The organism is Candidatus Erwinia haradaeae, assembly GCF_900698885.1.
Taxonomy (GTDB): domain Bacteria; phylum Pseudomonadota; class Gammaproteobacteria; order Enterobacterales; family Enterobacteriaceae; genus Erwinia_E; species Erwinia_E haradaeae_H.
The window spans coordinates 157,205-174,555 of the sequence record NZ_LR217705.1; the positions used below are offsets into that span (position 1 = coordinate 157,205).

Genomic DNA, 17,351 nt, shown 5'->3' on the forward strand with positions numbered 1-17,351 from the left:
GTCAACAAATGACAAAATAATTTAGTCTAGTTATATGATCTTTATTGGTTGTATAGCATGATGTTTTATATCATGATCGTGATAGAGATCACTTAAGTAAGCTTTTTTAAATTTTCTTAAATATATCTTAATATCTTATATATATAGATATTTCTTAAATATATATAGGTATTTAGAATAAAAATAAATTTTATATGATATAACACTAATAAATTCAAATAAATTCAGAGAATATTAAATATAAAGATAAAGGTATTTAATATACACCTATTTAAAATTAAATATAAAGATATTTATTGTATAATTACAAATATATACCTATTTGAATTATTTTAATTAACAGTCACATAATAGATATGTGGTCTTTCAGTTAACCGCGTTTTTTTTGTAGGTTAAATAAAATAAAATCAAGGCATTTTTTTTGATTTGTAGAAATGATTATCATTCAATATTCAGTTACAATGTTGAGTTTTCAGTGATGTAGTGTTTTAGAAAAAATACTTATTTAATTTAATCGTATATATATCATATTGTATATATATCATATTGTGAACCACTTGCCCTTATTCTGGAATGTTATTGTTTTATGAGCTTTATGTATGAATTATAAGTTTATGCTTTGTATTATATTGTAGTCAATTAATATATATTAGATTTTAATTTAAATGAATGATTTTAAAAAAAAAGACTGAATAAAGACTATATAAAATGTAATATTGATATTATTTATGATGGGTGACTAATTAGGCAAGATAGATTGATGATTACTAATATTAAGATCGAATCTTGATGTTTTTGGAAACATACAGATTTAATATTTAATGGGATTCAATCATCATTTTATACATAAGTACATAAGATATAACATATATTCTTAATGAAGGTGTTGGTAACAAATTATATTATGTATAGATTTTTTTTGAGAAGTTATATTTTTCACAAGATGTCAAAGTTCTTGAATGATTAATAATAGCATTGTTAGGGGGTTGAATGAAAAGTCCAGTATCTATTCCAATAGAAGGTCAGAAGATTACGTATCATAAAGGGATACTTGATGTGCCAGTAAACCCAATTATTCCCTTTATCCAGGGAGATGGAATTGGAAGAGATATTTCTCCTGTAATGAGGAAGGTTGTTGATGCTGCCGTTAAGAAAGCATACGCCGGTGAACGTAAAGTAAGTTGGATGGAGATATATGCTGGTGAAAAAGCAGTAAAATTATATGGTCAGGGTGTTTGGCTACCAGAAGAAACCCTGTCTTTTCTTAAAAAATATCACATTGCTATTAAAGGTCCATTAACTACTCCAGTAGGAGGTGGTATTCGCTCTTTAAATGTGGCTTTACGTCAATTATTAGATCTATATATTTGTTTGCGCCCAATACGTTATTATAGTGGCACACCTAGTCCCGTAAAACATCCAGAAGCTATTGATGTAGTGATTTTTCGTGAGAATTCTGAAGATATATATGCAGGTATTGAATGGGCAGCTGGCACTAAAGAAGCACATAAAATAATAAAATTTTTACGCCAGGAGATGAATGTTAAGAATATTCGTTTTCCAGAGCAATGCGGTATTGGCATCAAAACTTGCTCAGAATCTGGGACAAAACGTTTAGTACGCGCTGCGATTCAATATGCGATTACTAATAACCGTGATTCTGTTACCCTGGTGCATAAAGGCAATATTATGAAATTCACTGAAGGAGCTTTTAAGGATTGGGGTTATCAAGTAGCTATAGAGGAATTCAGTGGGGTCTTAAACGATTATAACGCACAAGTTCTAATACAGAACCCCTATAATAAAAAATATATTGTAATTAAAGATGTTATTGCTGATGCGTTTTTACAACAAATTTTGTTGCGTCCGGCTGAATATGACGTGATTACTTGTATGAATCTTAATGGTGACTATATTTCTGACGCAATAGCAGCACAGGTAGGTGGTATTGGAATTTCTCCAGGCGCTAACATTGGTGAAACCTGTGCATTATTTGAGGCTACTCACGGTACTGCACCTAAATATGCTGGTCAGGATAAAGTTAACCCTGGTTCTATGATTCTTTCCGCTGAAATGATGTTACGTTATATGGGTTGGGTAGAATCAGCAAACCTTATTATTAAAGCAATGGAAAAGACTATTGCTGCTAAAACTGTAACTTATGACTTTGAGCGCATGATGCTCGGCGCAACTTTGCTAACATGTTCTGAGTTTGGTGAAGCCGTGATAAAAAATATGTAATATGCGTTGGCTATTTTTGGATAATTTTTATTGATACTATCAATGAGATAAATTAATTGACATAATTAGATAATTAATTCAGATTTTTAAATTATTAATATCTACTGATAACATTGAATAATTATGTATATGCAAGCACGCCCATGTATATTATTTTAATATGCATAAAAATCTTTATATTTTGATATTGGTTAATTAGTAATTAAAATATTAGCACGATAGTTTTTTATTGGCTTAATAGATGATAGGGGCCCGTGAGATCTAAAATATATTTTTACAAAATTACAAAATAAAAACTTGTAAAATAAACTCCACCCAATATTATGTTTAAATATGTAAACGCAGGATGTGCATACCTATGTCATTGTTATATAATACCACTCCTAATAAGGAGTTAAAGAGGCGCTTGCTATTAGAACCTCAAAAGCGCATAACTGTCTCTTTTTATAAATACTTCACTATCACCAGCCCTTATGAGTTTCGAGATTCTCTTTATGTAGTTCTTGCTAATTTAAAGGTTTTTGGTCGTATTTATGTGGCTAAAGAAGGTATAAATGCGCAAGTAAGTGTACCCTGCGGTTTGTATTCAAAGATGGAAAAGATGCTGCATGAATTTGATCCCCATATGTCCTCTATGCATATGAATATAGCGCTAGATGATAATGGACGATCTTTTTGGGTGTTGCGTTTAAAAGTTCGTCCGCGTATCGTTGCAGATGGTATTACTGACGTAAGTTTTAATTCTAGTGATGTGGGTATGCATATAAACGCAAAGACTGTAAATTTATTGCAGGATGATTGTGAGGCTGTATTTGTAGATGTTCGAAATTACTATGAGTATCAAGTAGGACATTTTAATAAAGCATTATCTATTCCAGGAAATACTTTTCGTCAGCAGTTATCAATTATCGTGGATATGCTAAAAAAATATAAAAAACAAAAAATAGTCTTGTATTGTACAGGAGGGATTCGCTGTGAAAAAGCTAGCGCTTGGATGCGTCACCATGGGTATGAAAATGTTTACCAAATTAAGGGTGGCGTAATTAATTATGTTCGTCAGGCACGTGTTCAAGGTTTACCGGTGCACTTTATAGGAAAAAATTTTGTATTTGATCAGCGGATGTCTGAGTGTATCTCTCGAGATGTTTTAGCGCATTGTAATCAGTGTGGTAATAGTTATGATAGTTATCAAAACTGTAAAAATAACCACTGCCATAAACTTTTTATTCAATGCCCAGCATGTGCTGATCAGTTTAATCATTGCTGTAGTATGTTTTGTATGCAAAGACTGCTTGTTTCGTGATAAAATCATGTAATTTAGTAGTATAAAAATATAACTATATGGGTTATCTACAAATATTGTTGTATGATTATTTGTCTTAAAGGCGAGAACACGTAACAAAAATATATGAAATCATATAATATTATTAATTACTATTATTTATTAATATAGCGTACATATTATAACTTTTATAGAAGTAAAACTGATTATATTTATATAGATTTGGTTTAGCGCTTTAGATGAATAGATGAGCATTATGTGATGATCCAATGGGTATCATTCATATACCCCATCTAAGTTAAATGATTATCAGTTTGTGAGATGATAACATTAAGATTATTTAATATTAGTTGATGATGCCTAATCCCAAATCTGCATGAATTTATGAATTTCTGTAACAAGACGCAAAAGGCTGCTTGTTGCCATCTATTAAACCTAGAATTGCTTTCTAAGCATGAATAAAGATCATTTTTTGGATATCTAATAAAATTATTTTGCGATAATGCTCTGTATAGGTATGATTTTGAAGATATATTATTCGTTAACTGTCTAATATAATTAACTCTAGAGATGTGTATTTTTTTGAATAAATGTTATATTTTCTATCTTTTAGAAATCCTTTATTAGATTATTTTGTGTTTATGTTATCATGATTTAAGAGAATTAGATTTTAATCAGTTGATTACCTATTTACTATATTGGTTTAGGATATATGAAATTTTATTAATTAATTATTTTTAATGAGTATTTTGCTTTTGTAGTGACTGGATTTTTATTACTCACTACTGTTTGTAAAGTTTATAGGGATAAAATAGGAAAAAGATTTTTACTGAGATTTTATCTTTTTTTGATTAAGATATGTATATTATAGCATAATACTTATGTATGCTAAGGTATTAAAAGATTGATCATAGGTTATATTTTTTATATTAGCTAGGTATACATAAATATATATTTTATAGATTCAATATAACTAAGATTAAATAATTAATCAGGTGTATTTTTATATTTAGATTGAGATTATAATATTGATCTACACCAGATAAGTTGCTTTTAATCAAGTCACTTGTTTTATTAAAAGTGTAAATAGATGTTTTATCCACTTTATGTATATCCGTGGCTTATAATATATCTTTGAATGCTTAAGGTAATAATAGAAAAATTATAATGTATACATTTGAAATTGAAAGAATTAATGTAGCGTCATATAATAATATATAAAATAAAATATTTTTTAAAAAGAAGATCAGACTACTTAAACGAATTATGATGCCTGTGAATGCCTCTGACTTGCTATTGCATTTAAATAATCAACAACGCGTAGCTGTATCTGCACCACGTGAAAATTTTTTAGTATTAGCTGGAGCTGGTAGTGGAAAAACTCGTGTATTATCTTATCGTATTGCTTGGCTGATAGAAAAAGAAAAATTCTCTCCTCAGTCAATTATCGCAGTCACATTTACTAATAAAGCAGCTAAAGAGCTTAGCGAAAGAGTAAGAGAACTCATTGGAACTAATCAGAGTGATATGTGGATTGGTACTTTTCATGCTTTATCTTACCGTTTTTTATGTTCTAACCATATGCATGCTAATCTACCAAAAGATTTTCAGATCTTAGATTCTGATGATCAGTTGCGTTTACTAACATATTTAATGAAAGGTATGAATATTGATCAAAAAAAATGGGAACCTCGTCAAGGTGTTTGGTATATTAATGATAAGAAAGAAAAAGGATTGCGTCCGGGTCAGTTAAAAAAATCTTTTTATCAGTCTGATCAGATATGGTTACGTATTTATGAGGTGTATCAGGAGGCTTGCGATCGCTCTGGTTTAGTAGATTTTACTGAATTATTATTACGCGTCTGTGAATTGTGGCAGTGTAAATCAGATATTTTAAAAAATTATCATAGACAGTTTACCAATATTTTGGTAGATGAATTTCAAGATACTAATGCTCTTCAATATTCTTGGATTCGTGCACTTTCTGGAGAACAGAGTAAAGTAGTGATTGTTGGTGATGATGATCAATCAATTTACGGATGGCGAGGTGCACAAACAAAAAATATGCAGCAATTCTTTAAAGATTTTCCGTTAGCAACCACTATACGCTTGGAAAGAAATTACCGATCAACCTTAAATATTCTTAAAGCTGCAAACACTTTAATATCTAATAATAATAATCGTTTAGGTAAAGAACTTTGGACAAAAGCTTCTGACGGGGAGCCCATTCTTCTTTACTATGCTTTAAATGCATTTGACGAAGCGCGTTTTGTAGTTAATTGTATTCAATTATGGGCAAAAGACAGAAAGTCTTTGCGTGATTGCGCTATATTATATCGTAATAATTCGCAGTCGCGAGAGATAGAAGAGGCGTTAGTACAAAAAAACATTGCATATCAGATTTACAGTGGTATTCGGTTTTTTCAGAGAAAGGAAATAAAAGATTCCATCGCTTATTTGCGCTTAATTGCTAATCGAAATGATGATCTCGCTTTTGAACGTATCGTCAATACCCCTCGCCGAGGAATTGGCCTTAACACCCTTGAAATTCTTCGTCAAATATCATGTCAGCGTCAAATAACATTATGGACGGCCTCCCTGGAATTGTTAAAAAATGAAGTATTATTTGCTCATGTAGCTGCTTCTGCTTTAAAGCGTTTTATTCAGTTGGTTGACTCTTTGGAGGCATCAACTACTCATATGCCATTGCATATGCAAACAGAGCGTATTCTTCAAGATTCTGGTTTGTGGCGTATGTATGCAACAGAGAAAAGCGAAAAAGGTCAAATACGTATTGAGAATTTAGAGGAATTAATAAATACCACTAGGCAGTATTATAGTCACCACAGTAAGGATACTGATCTTGTTTCTCTTAAGTCTTTTTTATCTCAATCTGCACTAGATATAAATACAGAAGAGAATGTTCAGAACCAGAATGCTGTACAGTTAATGACGATACATGCATCCAAAGGTCTTGAATTTAGTCAAGTTTTTATTGTTGGGATGGAGGAAGGTATATTTCCAGGCCAATTTGCTCTACAAGAAAGCCATAGGTTAGAGGAGGAGCGCCGTCTTGCTTATGTTGGCGTTACCCGCGCAATGAAAAGACTGATATTGAGTTATGTAAAAAATCGACGTGTTTATGGTAAGGAGGTATCTTATCCGCTGTCTCGTTTTGTAAAAGAAATACCAGATTTATGTATCAAAAAATTATATTTTAATTCACAAGAAAAACAACTGGTGGAATATAAAAATAAAAAAGATAGAGGTGTTATGCACGACAGTGGGTTTTCAATTGCCCAGAGAGTGTGGCATGTAAAATTTGGCGAAGGGGTTATAATGCATATTACAGGCTATGGCGCGCAGACGCGCTTACAGGTTGACTTTCGAAATCAAGGGGTTAAATGGCTACTTGCTATATATGCTACGCTAGAAATCAGGTAATTTGAAAGAGAATACTAGATAATGATATTTATTTAATTTTTGCGTAATGATTGATAAAAAATTACTTTGAGTATAGCTATTAGCTAGTGTTATATAGCATATATAAAATAAATGATTTTTTAAAGTCTTGACTGTGGCTCTGATTTGAATCATATATACCACAAGGTCAAGAGAGAGGAAAAATTAAGAACAAGGCGTCAGTTTTTATATTAAATATATTAATATTAATTAACACAAACGGCAGAAAAAATTTTTTCTATTTCTAATAGATACTATTATAGGTGGTGATTTTATCTCATCATCAGTCAATAGTATTTTTTATCGCTACAGAGATGAGGATAATTAATGATTTTTATATATTATCTTTTATGCAGTAATAAAAATATTCACTTAGTTTAGATTTTATGTTTTAGCGTTTTATTATATGTCAAAAAGAATGCATGCCTCTTACATGAGTTGATAGTTTCAAATATCAGTGTGTTTATTTTTATTTTCTATCGTGTCATATTTTTTTGATAGTCATTTGTTGAGTGAATTACATAATATAAAGTATATAAAAATCATATAATACATAATATATTTTATGTGATGTTATTAAAATAAAGTATTTCCTATGTTTTTAATATTTATGTTAGGTGTTGTGTGAATTTTTTTTCATAGATGATTGGTAAGATTTATAAAAATTCATTAGTTAAATTTTGATTGATTTATGAGAAATAAATAATAGTAGTACTTATGTTACTTTGATAACTACAATATATTTTTAGTTATCAGAGTGATATCATTCTCTTTAATATATAACACTATGCTCTTCTTCTATGTTTTATGTGGCAGGAATTATAGGTTTCATATCTCTAATATTTTTATATTGTTTACCAGTGATCATATATAAAGAATATATGACAGAAATGCAGTGTCATCAGAGTTATTATTTTTGTGTAATTTAATCACATTAGATTATACGTACTTTAGCATACAAACAGTTTTTAAAGTAAGATATTTGTTACTAAGCATGTTCAATATTCCACCTGATGTATATTAGAAATAACGTACTATATGTTTAAAATAATTAACATAGATGGTATCTATAGTTTTCTTGAGATTAGTTAAGAGATAGAATATCTATGAGATAGAGACATTGTTATGTATTTGAAGATTAAAGCGTTATCATTCTTGTATATAGAAAATACTCAGAATGTTAGAATAGATAAGGATTCTAATTTAGTTTTTAAAAAGGAAAAATAAATTGAAAATACTCTTACATTAACATTAGCAAAAGATAAGACTAAGGTGAATTTTTTAACAGAATCAACCTAAGATGAATTTTATAATAATATTCTGGTTTACTAGTTTTCTAATAAGTCTTCTTATATAGGTCTAACAAAGAATATATACTAGGTGTAATTTTTTTTACATTACAATGGATTATTAATATTTTAGAGCAGTTATTACATAACTCTTTTCATAATTTATAATAGGTGAAATAATAGTTATGCTAGATAGTGAACATCCTAATAAAGAGAAAAGTTTAACAAAGATCAAACTTTATAATCGCTTAAAGTGTAGCTTAAAGCAGACACGTAGTTATCTAGTTAATGGGGTAATGAATTTATTGCGGGGAAAGTCTATTGACAGTAATTTACTTAAAGCATTAGAGAATCAGTTGTTAATGGCTGATATCGGTTTAGATACTACCAATCGTGTTATTAGTCTTTTAAAAAGTAAAATAGATAACAAGAAGATTAATGATACGGAATCGTTTTATAGTCAATTAAAAGCTAATTTATCTGAGATTTTATATAAAGTTGAGGTACCTCTTAATACTTCAGGAAGGCTACCATTCATTATTTTGATGATTGGTGTGAATGGTGTAGGAAAAACAACTACTATTGGAAAGCTAGCGCGAAAGTTTCAGGACGAAGGGCAATCCGTGATGTTAGCTGCGGGGGATACATTTCGTGCCGGAGCTATTGAGCAGTTAGAAGTTTGGGGGGGGCGTAATAATATTCCAGTAATAGCGCAATCAACTGGTTCAGATCCTGCTGCAGTAATTTTTGATGCGATACAATCTGCGAAGTCGCGTCATATAGATGTCCTAATAGCAGACACTGCTGGGCGACTGCAAAATAAAGAATATCTGATGGCTGAGATAAAAAAAATCATTCGCGTTATAAAAAAATTAGATTGTAGCGCTCCTCATGAGGTTTTATTAACAATTGATGCTAGCACTGGACAGAATGCTATCAGTCAGACTAAATTTTTTCATGAAGCTATTGGTCTAACTGGAATTGTTTTAACTAAGCTAGACACTACAGCAAAAGGCGGTGTAATATTTTCAATAGCTGATAAATTTAATATTCCGATTCGGTATATTACTTCTGGTGAGAATTTAGAAGATTTACGTGTTTTTCAAGTAAGTTCTTTTATAGATGCGATTTTTTCTGAAGAATAGGTTCTAGACTGAATAGAAGTATTAAGAGTGATTGTTTTAGATTAATTGCCGCTTCAGAAGTTCGATGGTGATGTGTTGTTTGACTTAATCAAGGTGGTCATTAAAATTAAGCCTTATATATGAACATACGCAGTCTTTTTCTAGAAAAAGACTGTAGACTTTAAGAAAACATATGTTTTTAAAAAATATTTTGTTACGCTATTTGAATATTTTGTGTTGTTTCAAAGAAATTTATTGTAATGTAATATGGTTGTTAATTCTGTAAAACTAGATTTGCAATTTATAAGAACTATATATCTTAGATTATTTTGTTATATATGATGTTATATAGCGGAGTAACAAATAGTACATACTAAGATATAACTAGCCCCTATAATTTAAAAGTGGGTGCTATGTTGAAAATTAGCTTAAATAGCTCCTTGAGGGCTCCTTGAGGTAATATTAAAAATAAAATATATTATATCTTGATTTTTTCTATAGGTAACATGGATTAATATCTAATTGCATAAACTTTACCACCTTTTGACTGAATAATTAATAGTGGGGATTCATTAGTCACGAGCGGTCTAGTCTGAAATCCTGTTTTGTCTAATTTTTGTCGAGATATGATAGTGCCATTTTTTGGATTTATCCAGTGAAGATAACCTTTGCTATCACCTACAATTAAATGTTTATGATATAGTATTGGTGGTGTTAGACGACGGTATAGAAGGTCATTTTGTTGCCAAATTTTAGCACCATCTTCTATACTCAGAGCTAATAAACTATCATCTTGATCGACTAGAAATATACGATTAACATCAATGATCATATCGTGTGCTGAACCAATATGACGGTGCCAAAGAACGCGACCAGATTTTACATCTAGCGCCGCTAGATCACCGTTATACGCTAAAGCATATATTACTCCGTTCATGATTAAAGGGGTGGTATCAACATCAGATAATTGCTGCGCTCCAGTCATTCTTTTATGATAAGCAATACGCTGTTGCCAAATAATTTGCCCTTGATTCAGGAGAATTGCGCTTATAGAGCCATCATCCCCCCCTATAATTGCTGCGCCGCATGTAGTGACCGGAGAAGATTGGCCCCGTAAACTAAATTTAGGCACTTCAAGGTGAACCGACCATTGTACTATACCATTAAACTGATCCAGAGCTTGTAGCATGCCATTGCCAGTATGTATTAGCACAAGATTATCACTTACTACCGGAGTAGATAGTACTTCACCCATAACATGAGTCTTCCAGGCGATTGACCCATCGTGACGATTTAGAGCAAATACGGTAGCACGCTCGGTTCCAATATAGATATAATTACCGTCAAGTGTAACTCCACCGGCCAGCAATGCTGGACGATTTTTAGAGAAAAGGCGTGCATTATCTGCAAGATTTATTTTCCACTTTTCTTTACCGTTAATTGCATAAATAGCTTTTACTATACCATTACGATCAGCAACATAAAAAATGTTATCAGAGTATCCTGGGCGTAAACTAGAGTAAAAGTGACTGATATTATTACTAATACTAATGCTCCAGACTGTATCTGGATTAAACTGATTTTTTATTTTTGGGAGTGCTGATATTTCTGTAGAATTATCTACACCACTAAACCATGAGCATCCACTCAGTAAAGTGAGTAATATCCAGTTTCTTATCAAGAACTTAATAAATATCATTACATTCCTTATTGTTTTAGATACATTGTCGCTCTTTATAAAAATAAACCTTCTTAAATTTTTTTTGATATCCTTTTTTGTCGAAAAGGATTCCATTCTATTTGATATTCAATCAGACCATTAACTTTATGAAGAAATGTATACAAATAGATTACTGAAAGCTAATCTGAGCAATAAAAATGTCACTTAATATCATTTAAGCTAAGTTGATAGTTTACTCTTTGAGGTTATAAGCATGTTGTTTTTAAGTAATTTAATACTAAAAGATTATGTAATTACTTAATAAATCATAAACATCTAGCATTAAGGTAGGGTTTGATATATTATATAGATTTTAAAAAATTTATGGATGCCTGATCCCAGTTAACTATATTCCAGAATGCCTTAACATAATTTATTCGTTGGTTCTGATACTGCAGATAGTAAGCGTGTTCCCAGACATCTAAACAAAGGATTGGAGTTCCAGATGCGCCAGAGATTAATTCTCCCATAATAGGGTTATCTTGATTGGCAGTAGATACAATTGATAGCTTGTTGTTTTTATTTACTAGCCATACCCAGCCAGAGCCAAAACAAGAAGTTGCAGATTTTTCAAAGGTCTCTTTAAAATAATCGATATTTTCGAAATCGTTTTCGATGGCTTTTTTTAGGTTTCCTTTTAAATATGTATTAGGTTTTAAGATTTTCCAAAAGAAGCTATGATTAGCGTGTCCCCCGGCGTTGTTTCGTAATATATTTCTTTTATTATCAGGTACTTGATCTAATCTAGAAATTAGATCTTCAACTGGAATATCTAAAAACTCAGTATCTGCTAAAGCAGCATTTGCGTTATTAATATAAGTTTGATGATGTTTAGTGTGATGGATCATCATCGTATTTTGATCAAAATAAGGTTCTAGCGCGTTATATGCATAAGGTAGATGTGGTAGTGTATAACTCATCTTATATCTCCAGTGTATTTGGTGAAATATATTATAACAGTGATTATTACTAATATTTTATCAATCGCTAAAAAAACTTATATTTTATAATAAAAGAAAGTAGTAGGTAATAAAGTAATATCAATAAATATATTTGATGCAATATTAGTTCTGTGAGTTCTGTGGTTTAACTCAATAAAAATAAAGTAAAAATCCGTTATTAAATTACTGTTACCTGATTAGTTTTTATTTCAAGTTGTTTTTATTTAGACCAGCAGGCATGAATAAATCTCTTACCAGTATTCAAAGTTGTATAGTAAGCTGCATAATGAACAATATAAAAATAAATCAGCTTTGCACTGTTTGATAAAATTTAAGTAAAGAATATGATGTAATAGTAATTGCATTCTATGGTTATTAGACTATTCTGTGGTTTTTATCTACCTAATATATAGCATCCGAGCCAATGATTAGAGAAACAGTAATCAATGTAATTAATTAAATCATCAAAAATTATAGGTTTTTACTATTTTATTTTTAGTTGTAGACTGAGTATTTAGTTCAGTATTATTATATCCTTAAATATTATATCCTTAAATAGTTTCTATAATAAATTATATCTTTAAATAGTTTCTATAATAAATTTATACACATTGGATTTTAATATATCTATATAATAGAAGCTCTATTAAAAATCTTAAAAATCTCTTAATTAATAGATTGTAATAGATTGATTATAGCATAAACTAAATTAGTTTAGCAACCCGTGAGTTAGAAGCACGAGATCATTTTGACTTATCTTAAAGGCTTCTTGTTATATTACGTTATATTACGCATGTAGATCTACGGGGAGATCTCAGTTTTTAATGATTGATTAAAAATATTATTGATTGTCATGTAGTTTTTTATATGCCATTCATCCAATGAATGTATTCAATAATTTATTGCTTTGCTTCATAACATTAAGGAGCAGTTATGGGTATAAAAAATGTGCCAGATGGTTATAATTTACCTGATGACATTTATGTTATTACGGAGATCCCAGCTTATTCATATCCTATAAAATATGAAGTTGATAAATCAACTGGGGTTTTATTTGTAGATAGATTTATAGCAACTACTATGTTTTATCCATGTAATTATGGTTATATAAATCAAACTTTATCGGAAGATGGAGATCCGGTGGATGTATTAGTACCGACACCTTATCCGCTTCATACAGGTTCAGTTATCCGTTGTCGTCCTGTTGGCATGCTTCAAATGACTGATGAATCAGGACCAGACTCGAAGATAATTGCAGTTCCAGTTCAGAAGTTAAGCAAAGAGTATGGGCATATTCAGGATGTGTTTGATTTATCAGACGTATTACGTAATCAAATTCAACATTTTTTTGAACAGTATAAGGCCTTAGAAGGAGAGAAATGGGTTAAAGTAAATGGTTGGAAAAACGTTACAGCTGCAAAGGATGAAATTCTTTCTTCTAGTAGAAGATTTTATTCAAAAACATAAGCGCAGTGTTATGAATAATCTACAGCGTTGTTAATGTAATAGTAACTCATTTCTACCATTATGAATGGTATTTATTATACTGATGATGCACTTTGCGCTTTAAAAGAGAATGATTCTCTAGTATATATTTAAATAATTTATATCTGAATAATATCATATATAATAAAATTATTTATATAAAACGTATATCATTGAGCAAACATATTTTGATAAACATTCAATAGATCGATCTGATAATCGCTTGTCTTAGAATTTATTGTCTTTTCATTACGGTTTTTCTTAATATATTCTCTTATATTATTTTAATCAATTTTGTTGTGTTATTTTTTGATTTTTGTATATTTTCTCCTATTTTTTCTTTTTTAAGATTTTTCTTAGATTTTTTATTAACATGTTAGTTAGACAAATTCTACTTTAATATTGTGATATTAGTATATTGTGAGAAAATTTTTACTATTTTCTAATTGCTTTCTGGTTTTTCAGATTTAATTAAAAATGGAATGTTTATTATGGTAATGACGGATACTATTTTTAGCAAAATTATCAAACATGAAATAATATCAGATATTATTTATCAGGATAATTTAGTTACAGCGTTTCGTGATACCTCTCCTTGTGCTCCAATACATATTTTAATCGTACCAAATCTTTTAATCCCAACACTTAATGATGTGGTTGATGACCATGAAGTTATATTGGGGAGAATGATTATTTTAGCTTCTAAAATTGCTAAAGATGAAGGAATTGCAGAAGATGGATATCGCTTAATTATTAACTGCAATAAAAACGGTAGACAAGAGGTATATCATCTTCACTTACATCTGATTGGAGGTTGTTTATTAGGACCTATGTCAGTTTATAGAGATGTTAAGTAATAATTAATTATTAAAAATAAGGTTTTATTTTATCTTTATTGATGAAGATACTTATATAGTACAAATATATAATTATTTATTTTATAATAAAAGTACCTAGTATGCGTACAAAATAAGCGATTTTGATGTATAAATTGTTTAATTTTTTGTAAAATTGTAATAATTTCTTTATAGAAAGATCTATTCATCTGAGAGATGTGTGTATGTGTGTATGTGTGTATGTTGTAATTTATCCCTGACAAATAGAAAAGATAATAATCTGTATAATAGTATTATGTAGAGATATCTAATATGTTATTTTAAAAAAATAATGATTTAATTATGTCGAATTCAAATAGTAAGATTACTCTAATTTCTCGTATTTTGTGTGTATTAAGATTGTGATTTTCATATGATATTGATCATACATATTTCTTTTTTAACCGGTTATTATGACTTTAATAGCACATTTGATAAAATTTAGGTATGTTTAATGTTTGATTTTAAGCTGAATCTGTTCTGAAGACGTCTTTAATGTATAACATTAATAGGATTTTGATGCTTGCACAACTGTGAGGGCAATGGTATACAAAATATCCTCCACTAAAGCACTGCGTGATAGATCGTTCACGGGTTTACCTAAACCTTGTAACATTGGTCCAATAGCATTAATATTTGTTGCATGTTGTACTGCTTTGTAGGTAGTGTTTCCAGTGTTGAGATCTGGAAAAATAAATATAGTGGCTTGACCGGCAACTAGTGAGTTAGGGGCTTTAGATTGCGCTACATTAGGAATAATGGCAGCATCATATTGTAGAGGGCCATCTATCAGTAGATCCGGTCGTTTTTTTTTCACAATATGCGTTGCCTCCATTACTTTTTCTACGCTATCTCCGGACCCTGAGTCACCAGTAGAATAAGAAATCATAGCTATACGTGGCTCGATTCCAAATGCTATTGCTGAATGTGCAGATTGTATAGCAATTTCTGCAAGCTCTTCTGGATTAGGATTTCGGTTAATAGCACAATCACCGTATACTAATACTTGTTTAGGTAAAAGCATAAAGAATACAGAAGATACCAGTAGATTCTTTGGTGCTTTTTTGATTAGTTGTAATGCAGGTCGAATAGTATTAGCAGTAGTATTTATTGATCCTGATACTAAACCATCTACTTCATTCCGCTCAAGCATCATGGTTCCAAGTATGACATTATCTTTTAGCTGGTGACGCGCAAGTAGTTTAGTCATGCCTTGCATTTGGCGAAGTTCTACAAGGTGATCTACATATTTCTCACGTATTATTTCTGGGTTTATGATTTGAATGCGTGCACTGAGTTCAATGCCTAACTGAGATGCTATACGTTTAATATTTTTTGGATTTCCTAATAGTATGCAGCTTGAAATGTTTCGCTCAACAAACATAGTAGCAGCCTGAATAATGCGAGGTTCCTCCCCTTCTGGAAGAATTATGCGTTTCTTAATTTTTTGAGATAGTTGAGTGAGCTGATATTTGAATTCTGCTGCAGATAATTGATATCTATTTATAATAGGTTTATTTAAAATAGACTGATGTAAAGAGTTAACCCACTTCCTAGAAACATGATGAGCTACATATGTCTGTATGCGTTCAATGTTTTTAACATTATCACTGGATGCTGCTAGTATAAATTTGTTTAAATTAGAGATTGTTTGCTGAACGCTTGTTGTAACCTGGAATATTGCTAGTTTAGTTTGAAACGCTATTCTACACAATTTCCAGGTAGCTTTGTTTATGGAATAACTGTCAGTTAATAAGATGCCTGCGATGCATATATCATTTAATGCAGCTAAGCAGGTTGCTAATAGCATATCTAATCGATGAGAAGGGATAACTAGTAACGCGCCTGGTTGAAAAATCTCAAGCATATCCTCTAAAGGATTTATGCAAAAAATTATTGATGTGACGGGTCTAATCTTACCTTGATTAATTGGCGAGGCATGCAAATAACAAAAGAGATCAATAGATAAAGGAGCAATGATTTCCAAGCTCCATGGTATATATCCTAGCAGTGGAAGTGATGTCTCTTTGATAAGATTTTGTGTGTCAATTTTTGTGTCAAGATTAAACAGGCTAGCTTTACGAACATTATTAACTGCCGTTAATTTTTTAGAAGATGCATCATTAATATTTATTTTGTTAAAATCAATATTATCAATGCTATTTAAAATAATGCCTATAACATTTTTATTTTTATTACTGTTAAAGCTATTTTCTATTAACGTTATTCGTTCTTTTAGCTGCGGAAAAGAATTATTATTTTCCGTGCCAACTAAGATAATTTCAGCATTTAATATTTGAGCAATTTTAGTGTTTAGTATATAAACATATGGGTTTGTATGTGATGGCATTAGACCTTGTACTAACATAGTATCATACTTATCTATATTTTTTTTATAGTTTATAAAGATTTCTTCCATCAAAATATCAATTTGACTTGATAGAATTCGCTTAAGAGCATGGTGTGCGGATATAGCAGAATCTGCTAGATTAATGCTTTCTAGATTAGTATTGATATTAATCTTGGTAGTAGTTGGATGTTGGTTATCACATATTTGAGCAATGGGTATAAAAAGACCGCTACGTATTTTTGAATGTTTTATAGCTAATAAAACACCCCTAAGGATATTACTAAAATCCATGCATGTATCTAATGTATCTATAGGAATAAACATAATAGTACGTGCCATAATAGATTCTCCTTTAGTGTTCTTAATAACGTAACGATATATAGTAATTTATATTGTTATATTATTTATGGTAGAGAAAATTCTTTTGGTTGATTGCTTTAAAATAGGCTGTTACTAAAAATGACCATTGTTTTTTTGTATTATAAGATTTTTAAGTTTGTGATTCTTTTAACGTGTGATGATAGCGCATTTGATCTGATATAGTGAGTGCATATTGTACTATTTATTTTTAATATATAAAAT

At 30.3% G+C, this 17,351-nt stretch carries 8 protein-coding genes and 1 pseudogene; 6 read left to right on the forward strand and 3 right to left on the reverse strand.

The window, feature by feature from the left end; all coding sequences use genetic code 11:
* Positions 1-990 precede the first annotated feature (990 nt).
* The 4 genes and pseudogenes from icd to ftsY form a co-directional block, all read left to right on the forward strand.
* Positions 991-2,241 carry an NADP-dependent isocitrate dehydrogenase gene (gene icd, locus ERCISPPS3390_RS00505; protein ID WP_197094914.1) on the forward strand — a complete coding sequence of 417 codons (1,251 nt, stop codon included), beginning with the start codon at positions 991-993 and terminating at the stop codon, positions 2,239-2,241.
* Positions 2,242-2,599: 358 nt separating this feature from the next.
* The gene (gene trhO / locus ERCISPPS3390_RS00510; protein WP_197094915.1) at positions 2,600-3,544 is read left to right on the forward strand and encodes an oxygen-dependent tRNA uridine(34) hydroxylase TrhO; all 945 of its coding nucleotides are present in this window, start codon (positions 2,600-2,602) and stop codon (positions 3,542-3,544) included.
* A 1,254-nt stretch (positions 3,545-4,798) separates the two neighbouring features.
* Complete coding sequence (gene uvrD, locus ERCISPPS3390_RS00515) at positions 4,799-6,967, forward strand: DNA helicase II (protein WP_197095384.1); 2,169 nt, start codon at positions 4,799-4,801, stop codon at positions 6,965-6,967.
* A 1,498-nt stretch (positions 6,968-8,465) separates the two neighbouring features.
* A pseudogene (gene ftsY / locus ERCISPPS3390_RS00520) lies at positions 8,466-9,419 on the forward strand (signal recognition particle-docking protein FtsY); the annotation flags it as partial.
* 490 nt (positions 9,420-9,909) lie between these two features.
* Here ftsY and bamB read toward each other — a convergent pair.
* Entirely contained in the window at positions 9,910-11,097 is a 1,188-nt protein-coding gene (bamB, locus tag ERCISPPS3390_RS00525) for an outer membrane protein assembly factor BamB (RefSeq protein ID WP_197094917.1), read from the reverse strand.
* A 323-nt stretch (positions 11,098-11,420) separates the two neighbouring features.
* Positions 11,421-12,038 (reverse strand): Fe-Mn family superoxide dismutase, encoded by a 618-nt coding sequence (locus ERCISPPS3390_RS00530; RefSeq protein WP_197094918.1) that lies wholly within the window; start codon positions 12,036-12,038, stop codon positions 11,421-11,423.
* 954 nt (positions 12,039-12,992) lie between these two features.
* Here ERCISPPS3390_RS00530 and ppa point away from each other — a divergent pair.
* Positions 12,993-13,526, forward strand: coding sequence for an inorganic diphosphatase (ppa, locus tag ERCISPPS3390_RS00535; RefSeq protein WP_197094919.1), 534 nt, complete (start codon positions 12,993-12,995; stop codon positions 13,524-13,526).
* 515 nt (positions 13,527-14,041) lie between these two features.
* Positions 14,042-14,401, forward strand: coding sequence for an HIT domain-containing protein (locus ERCISPPS3390_RS00540; protein ID WP_414626230.1), 360 nt, complete (start codon positions 14,042-14,044; stop codon positions 14,399-14,401).
* A 523-nt stretch (positions 14,402-14,924) separates the two neighbouring features.
* Here the strand turns inward: ERCISPPS3390_RS00540 and pta are convergent.
* Positions 14,925-17,108 (reverse strand): phosphate acetyltransferase, encoded by a 2,184-nt coding sequence (gene pta, locus ERCISPPS3390_RS00545; protein ID WP_197094921.1) that lies wholly within the window; start codon positions 17,106-17,108, stop codon positions 14,925-14,927.
* Between the last annotated feature and the right edge of the window lie 243 nt (positions 17,109-17,351).

What these genes read in the sequence shown, in the direction of transcription:
- icd (WP_197094914.1), top strand. Translation starts at nt 991, where the DNA reads ATGAAAAGTCCAGTATCTATTCCAATAGAAGGTCAGAAGATTACGTAT.
- trhO (WP_197094915.1), top strand. Translation starts at nt 2,600, where the DNA reads ATGTCATTGTTATATAATACCACTCCTAATAAGGAGTTAAAGAGGCGC.
- bamB (WP_197094917.1), bottom strand. Translation starts at nt 11,097, where the DNA reads ATGATATTTATTAAGTTCTTGATAAGAAACTGGATATTACTCACTTTA.
- ERCISPPS3390_RS00530 (WP_197094918.1), bottom strand. Translation starts at nt 12,038, where the DNA reads ATGAGTTATACACTACCACATCTACCTTATGCATATAACGCGCTAGAA.
- ppa (WP_197094919.1), top strand. Translation starts at nt 12,993, where the DNA reads ATGGGTATAAAAAATGTGCCAGATGGTTATAATTTACCTGATGACATT.
- ERCISPPS3390_RS00540 (WP_414626230.1), top strand. Translation starts at nt 14,042, where the DNA reads ATGACGGATACTATTTTTAGCAAAATTATCAAACATGAAATAATATCA.
- pta (WP_197094921.1), bottom strand. Translation starts at nt 17,108, where the DNA reads ATGGCACGTACTATTATGTTTATTCCTATAGATACATTAGATACATGC.